A 6,663-nucleotide genomic window follows, 5' to 3' on the forward strand; every position below is an offset into this window, starting at 1 on the left:
GGTCAATTGGCCCAGTTCGTCCCTGGACCCGGGATCCAGCCGCCGGCCCAGGCTTTCTTTATTTTCCTGGATACCTTGTATCTGCTCCCGGATACGGCTGATGGGTTCTATTACGCTTTGCTGGACCACGTTACGCCCCACCAGGAGAAAAACCAGCATAATGGCCAGAGGAGTGCCCCACAGAAGGCGGTTCATCCAGGCCAGCCTGAACTGCTGCTGGCTTATGTCCAGAAACTGTGCTGATACACCCACTGCATTGCCACTGTAATCCACAATGGGAAAGGCAGCAACGGCATACCCCTTTTCAATGCGCACGTGCAGACCCTGCTCTCCCTGCTCCAGATCCTGGACATTGAGGGCCTGCATTATCTCTTCCTCGCCCTCGCCTGCAGCCAGTATAAAGCTCTCGTTCAAACGGGGATAAGTATCCCGGTCATGCATCTCCGGGGCCAGGTGCAGCCATTCTTTGTTCATGAACATGTTCAGGTGACTGACGTGCTTGAGCTCCAGGTCTTCCCAGACATCACTGAACCGGGACAGGGACTCCACTGAACCCAGGTATTCTCCGTTTTCGGACAAAACAGGCAGAACAGCCCGGACCACAAGTCCTCCCCTGCCCACCTCGATGCCGGTAACCGGCCTTTGTGTTTTCATTACCCGGTTCACCGTGCCTCGAAACGGAGTCAGATCATCGGATCTGTCCTCCTGCAGACCGTTTAAGAGTACATTCTTGTCCCGCCAGCTGCGCAGGAGGCTGCGCCCATTGGGCAGATGAAAGTGCAGACGCAGAGGCTTGTCTTCTCCCAGCATCCGGCTGTACCCCTGCATAAAATCCTGCAGGCCATGCCTCAAAAATTCCCTGGCCTCCTGTACGCGCAGATCGTAAGGATCATCCATGTCTCCTTCTGCGGCCGTTTCCAGAGACTCTCTCACCAGGGGGTGAGCCGAGAACATGGCTGCCTGCTCCCTGGCGCTCAGCTCCATTATGCTGACGACCTGGTCAATTTTGTCCTGATTCTCCAGGGCCAGCCTCTCAGCCCCGGACTTTTCCATATGACCGCGCTGCAGGGTGGAGGCATAAAAGGCCACCGAGGTGAAAAAAAGCACCAGGAGGATCAAGGGGATAAAAATCTTGCTTTGAATGCGCATAAAATTGTCTGAAATAAATAATGCAGCTGTTTTAGCAGGCTAAAGTCAGTAGTCCGCGGATTCGGTAAGGGGAAGGATAAAAAAGAAATTGTTGCCAAGCGGGGTTGGTTCATATCCCACTTCGCCGCCGTGCATTTCCACGATTTCCTTGATAAAAAACAGGCCGTGCCCTGTTCCCTGTTCTTTGCCCACATTGCCGGCCCGGAAGCCCTCCCGGAAAAGGCTGGCCTGCTCTTCAGGGCTCAAGTGCGGTCCGCTACTGAATACGTTGAGCTTGATGCCCGGCTTTTCCGGCCCGAAATAGTCAGGCTTGTATTCCCAGCCGTAAGAGATGAACTTGGCCTTGTGGCCGGAAAAATCAGTTACTTCCCGGGTATATTTGACAGCGTTGGAAAAAAGGTTGGCATAGACCTGGCTGATAAGCCCCTTGTCCACCACCACCTCGATTTCCTGGTCCGGCACTCCGGCCAGGGCGATGTCAATGCCCTTTTCCCTGAACTGGGGCGTAAAACGCTCCACTTGGGGATCTATTATCTGGCTTTTGAAATTGCAAACCTTTTTTTCCAGGACATACTTGCCCTGTTCGAAATGACTGCGCCTGAGAAGCGTTTCCAGAAAAAGGCTGGTCTGCTCGTAATGATTGAGTATCTCGCTGTACTGCTCCCGCAGGCCGTTGTGGATATATTCCAGGCGGGGGAGAAGTTCCCGGGAATCGACCAGGCCTTTATCCGGGTCGTCCCCGGCTGCCCGCGCAATGGCGGCCATATCATCTTTGAGGTTTCCCAGGGCGTTTATTTGCGCTTCCAGGCGGCGGTAAAAAATCTTGAAAAACATGTTGGGCACTATAACATTGTGACCAATATCCTTGACCAGGGAGTTGATGAACTGCAGGTGCTCCTCGTTTTTCCAGCTGATCATGCGCATGTGCAGCTGAAAACCCACTCTGTTGGCGTATTTCTGAAAAAAGAACCGGCCGTGTTCGTTTATCTTGCGGGCAGGGTATACCTCCAGCATCCCGATAAGCCCCTGGGGCAGACTGAAGGGAAGCTGGTCCAGCATGTCCCTGTTGGCCTTGATGGGCAGGTACAGACAATCTTTTATTACCTGGGGCTCAGGGCATATCTGCAGATTGTCCATTCTGCCCTCGGTGACCTCCGGGCAGTTGCCCTTGCAGGTGGCCACCATTTCCACCCGGTTCTCCCGCAAAAGAAAAAGGTTGCACTCCAGGTTGAAAAAGACCTTGGGCACCAGGACGCACACGGCCAGGAGATCGTGAAAGGATTCATACTCCTGGGAGAGATCAAAAAAAACATTGAGCGCGGAACTCTGGATGGGGCTGAAGGCATAATCTGCATAATCATCGATTTTTTCCAGCAGCCTCTTCTGGACCTTGAAAGCCCGGGACTCCTCCAGGCACCTGTTGGTAATTTCCTTAATACTTATTTCTTCTGACATATAATTTTCCGGGGATAGATAAATGCACAGTCTTTCTATAGTTATCTTCCTGCCTGAATCAGTGAAAATGGACCGGTCCAGAAGAACTTCACGGGTTCAGGTTTTTGCATTTCATATAAATACAGCCGTACCCCGGCCCAGTTTACAGGCAAGCTGTTCGTATCTGTTCAGACAGCGCTTTGGGTGTGGCATGGGGGCCTCAACCCTGCTTTCCTGGAAAGGTAAACAGATACAGCTGCACAAATCCGGCTGTGCGGGGGTAAAGTGTATCCTGAGCGTAAACTTACTGAAGATATTATTACACGGCATGTTTAAGCAAGTCAAAAGAAAACTCAAATAAAAAATAAATAATTTCAGCATGTTATATGCAGTAGACACGGAGCGCAATTACAGGTAAGAGCAAAAAGCTTTTAAATCGGCAGGAAGGGCCCGGCAAAAGCCGGAACCCCTGGAAGCACGTTCAAAAATTGCAGGAAGAGACCGTTCTTATCCCGGGACGTCCTGCAGTCAAATATTTGTAAAGGAAACGGCATGCCCGGATATAAGGGCCATATAGCTGGTGCTGTCATTCTGGGGGCAGGGGCCCTGGCCGCGGTGAACTGGCTGGCCTGGTTTCGCCCCGAGCCCTGGCAGGCCCTGGTGCTCATGGGCTGCGTGGTCCTGGGGGCGCTGTTTCCGGATGTGGACACCGACTCCAGGGGGCAGAAGTTTTTTTACTCCCTGCTGCTGATAATCAACCTGACCCTGATGGTTCTTGGATACTACCGCTGGGCGGCCATCCTGGGTTTTCTGGCCATGCTCCCGGTGGTGGCCAGGCACAGGGGATTCATCCATACCTGGTGGGCCATGCTGGCCATCCCCCTGGCCGTTTTTCTGCTGCCGGTCATATTTTACAGCGTGGCCTGGCAGGTCCTCCTGCCATACTATCTGGCCTCGGTATTCGGTTATTTCACTCATCTTGTACTGGACCGGCAACTGGCCTGATTGCTTACAGGCAGGCCGGCCCGCTACAGGCCGGCCTAAAAAACGAGCCCTTAGATATCCACGCCCCATTTCTTGATCATGGACATGCCTCCGTGCACGTTCAGGGTATTGGTGATTCCATGCCTGGCCAGCTTGAGCCTGGCTTCATAGGAGCGCGCCCCGTTGTTGCACAGAAGAACCACTGTTTCGGCCTGGGGCACCTTGTCCAGGTTCAAGTCCAGGGTTTCGGCCTTAACGTTCTTCCATTTTTCAGGATATTTATCCATAAACGGCCTGGCATTGTCCTCGTCCCGGCAATCCAGGAAAACCACGTCTTTGTCCTGCCGTTTTTCCCACAGCTCAGCAAATTCTGCAGGCCTCAGGCCTTCATTGAAGCCCTGCAGTATATTTTCAGCCACATTGCCCAGGCTGTTCAGAGCATCCATGGCAGAGCCGAAGGGAGGCGAGTAGGAAACCTCCAGATTGCTCAGGTCCTTTGTGGTGGGCTTACCTGGCAGAAGGGCGGCAACACAGTCTATGCGGCCCTTGAGGCTGTCGCCGCCTGTACTGAGCCCCTGCAGGCCCAGGATACGCCCGGTGCCCTTCTCCACCACCAGTTCCAGGTACAAAAGGTCCTTTTCCGGGTAGAAGTGGGATTTGTCGAACTGAGTCAAAAAGGCACTGACAGCATCAAAACCCTGCCTGGATGCGGTTTCAATGCTGAGCCCAGTACCGGATACAGCGTGATCGAAAAGCTTGACCACGAAAGAGCCCACTGCTCCGGGGAACTCATCACTGCCTCCAGCCAGGTTGGTCCCGATGACCCGGCCCTGGCGGTTGGCCATGGAGCCCATGGGGTAATAGCCCGGTTTGCCGGTGACCAGGTTCTGCAGCTGTACGCAGTCTCCACCGGCAAAGATATGCTCATCCGAGGTACGCATGTGTCTGTCCACTACTACTGCGCCCTGGGGAGAGACTTCCAGACCGGCCTCCCGGGCCAGGTCCGCATTGGGGACAACTCCAGCAGCCATAACCACCATGTCGGCTTCCAGCTCCCTCTGGTCCGTCCTGACGCCTTTGACCCTGTCCCCGCCGAAGATTTCCTTGACCTGCTCCCCGGTATACAGGGATATATCGTTTTCTTGCAGGATGTTTGCAACCATCCTGGCCATATCCGGACTGATAAACCCGGGCAGTACCTGGGGAGCGATCTCCACCACGCTGGTCTCGATTCCCCACAAGTCAGCCAGCGCCTCGGCCATTTCCAGGCCGATGAGCCCGGCCCCTACCACAACAGCCTTTTCCACGCCGCTCTGGCTGATCTGCTCCTTGAGCCTGATGGCTTCTTCCAGCCCGGAAATGGCATACACTCCAGGCAAATCCGTACCGGGCAGGGGCAGCTTCCGGGGACTGCTGCCTGTGGACAGAACCAGCTTGTCATAATCTAAGTAATACTTTTCATCCTTTTCCAGGTCATGCACGTGCACCTTTTTGGCCATACGGTCGATGCTCAGGGCCCTGGTCCGGGTGCGCACCTCCACATCCTTGGCATCCCGGAAAAAATCAACGTCACGGACCATGTGAAAGGTAGTGGACTGCAATTCCTGGGCATCGCTTATATCCCCGGACACATAATAGGGTATGCCGCAGCCTCCATAGGAAATTATCTCATTTTCATCGATCATGATCACCCTGGAATCCGGTTCCAGGCGCTTCAGCCTGCAGGCGGCCTTGGGTCCCAGGGCCACCGCTCCAATAATCACTACCTGCTGACTCATATCTGCTCCTTAAGTTTTAAGGTTTTCCAAAGCATTATTATCCCTGTATCCCATCCTCACGGACATGTAACCATTCAGGGAGCGCAGAAAACGGCCCGGGGACAGTCCCCAGTCACGCCAGAGGCGTGAGTCCCAGTAGCCACCACCGAGCCCCCCTGAATGGTTACACGGACGTGGTATACATAAATGAAAAACCCGAAGACAACCGCCTTTGTACCAAATTTGTACTCAAAAATAAAGGTTAATTGCGATTGTGTCCAGCCCTATGCCCACCTCACCTGATGTCAATGCAACAGGTCGAGACGCAGACAGCAAGCTTTAACCGGATGCAGGGCAATTCTTTGCTTTCCGCCTTCCACCCACCCTGCCGCGATTCTCTGCACGGTCAACTGCCTGCCACGCGTCCCAGGGTGGCCATCAGGTAACTTCTTCTGCACCATGTCAGTTTTTTCTTGCACCTTTTTCCCTGCAGCTTTAACCTCGCACCATGCAGGAATATCTCATTCACCCGGATTTCACCCTGGTCCTTATCTGGAAAAAAAACCGCATGGAAAAGACGCTTCTGCAACCAGCGGACTCAGGGACCACAAATTGCATGAGAACATCACCAGAACCTTCCAGAACCCTTAAAAACCTCTACAGGTATTACCTGCACCGGGAGCCACTGCACCAGGAGCTTCCATTAGACTGGCAAAAAATTCCGCCCTTCAGGGCCAGAGTCCTGAAGACACTTTTCCGGCTTGTACCCTGGGGCACCACCGTGACCTATTCCCGGCTGGCCGCCATGGCCGGCAACCCCGGGGCGGTCCGGGCAGTGGGAACGGCCATGGCCGGCAACCCCTGGCCGGTCATCATTCCCTGTCACCGGGTAATCAAGGCTGACAATGGTCTGGGAGGTTTTTCCTGCGGAACTGAATTTAAAAAAAAGCTGCTGGCCCTGGAGGATATTATTCTATGAAAAACCCAGGGTTAAAACAAAGGCCTCTTTCATGTTGCCAAAACCAGGACCAGTGATTAGTATTGAAACTGTCTGAATATAACATCCATGCAAGGGGGAACTTAACCCCCTTGAAAACTCAATAAAGAGGTGCCTTAATGACAAAAAAGACCAATGCCGGAAAATCAACCCCCAAAGGTGAAAAACTGCCCCTGATGACCCTGCGCGAAGTGGTCATGTTTCCCAAGGCCATTATTCCCCTTCTGGTGGGACGCGATTCTTCCATCAAGGCCATTGAACACGCGTTGAACAACTACAACAAAAAAATATTCCTGGTGACCCAGAATGACCCCAAGACGGAAAAGCCTGGCCCCGAAGACA

The 6,663-nt window shown here is 53.5% G+C and carries 6 protein-coding genes; 3 read left to right on the top strand and 3 right to left on the bottom strand.

Going from position 1 to position 6,663, the window contains the following annotated elements; genetic code table 11:
- Both D5S03_RS01165 and D5S03_RS01170 read right to left on the bottom strand, forming a co-directional pair.
- Positions 1-1,149 (bottom strand): cache domain-containing protein (locus D5S03_RS01165; RefSeq protein ID WP_287042429.1); only part of this gene is annotated, 1,149 nt, incomplete at its 3' end.
- Positions 1,150-1,194: 45 nt separating this feature from the next.
- The gene (locus tag D5S03_RS01170; RefSeq protein ID WP_008869613.1) at positions 1,195-2,604 is read right to left on the bottom strand and encodes a sensor histidine kinase; all 1,410 of its coding nucleotides are present in this window, start codon (positions 2,602-2,604) and stop codon (positions 1,195-1,197) included.
- Positions 2,605-3,135: 531 nt separating this feature from the next.
- Here D5S03_RS01170 and D5S03_RS01175 point away from each other — a divergent pair.
- Positions 3,136-3,588, top strand: a complete 453-nt coding sequence (locus D5S03_RS01175) for a metal-dependent hydrolase (protein ID WP_008869615.1) — start codon at positions 3,136-3,138, stop codon at positions 3,586-3,588.
- A 50-nt stretch (positions 3,589-3,638) separates the two neighbouring features.
- On the opposite strand, the gene D5S03_RS01180 is transcribed toward D5S03_RS01175, so the two are convergent.
- The gene (locus tag D5S03_RS01180; RefSeq protein WP_287042430.1) at positions 3,639-5,345 is read right to left on the bottom strand and encodes an FAD-dependent oxidoreductase; all 1,707 of its coding nucleotides are present in this window, start codon (positions 5,343-5,345) and stop codon (positions 3,639-3,641) included.
- A 487-nt stretch (positions 5,346-5,832) separates the two neighbouring features.
- On the opposite strand from D5S03_RS01180, the gene D5S03_RS01185 reads away from it, so the two are divergent.
- Positions 5,833-6,303, top strand: a complete 471-nt coding sequence (locus D5S03_RS01185) for a methylated-DNA--[protein]-cysteine S-methyltransferase (protein WP_287042431.1) — start codon at positions 5,833-5,835, stop codon at positions 6,301-6,303.
- Positions 6,304-6,440: 137 nt separating this feature from the next.
- The coding region (locus D5S03_RS01190) for an LON peptidase substrate-binding domain-containing protein (RefSeq protein WP_287042432.1) at positions 6,441-6,663 on the top strand (223 nt) is incomplete at its 3' end.

This window comes from Desulfonatronospira sp. MSAO_Bac3 (genome assembly GCF_003838035.1).
Classification (GTDB): Bacteria; Desulfobacterota; Desulfovibrionia; order Desulfovibrionales; family Desulfonatronovibrionaceae; genus Desulfonatronospira; species Desulfonatronospira thiodismutans.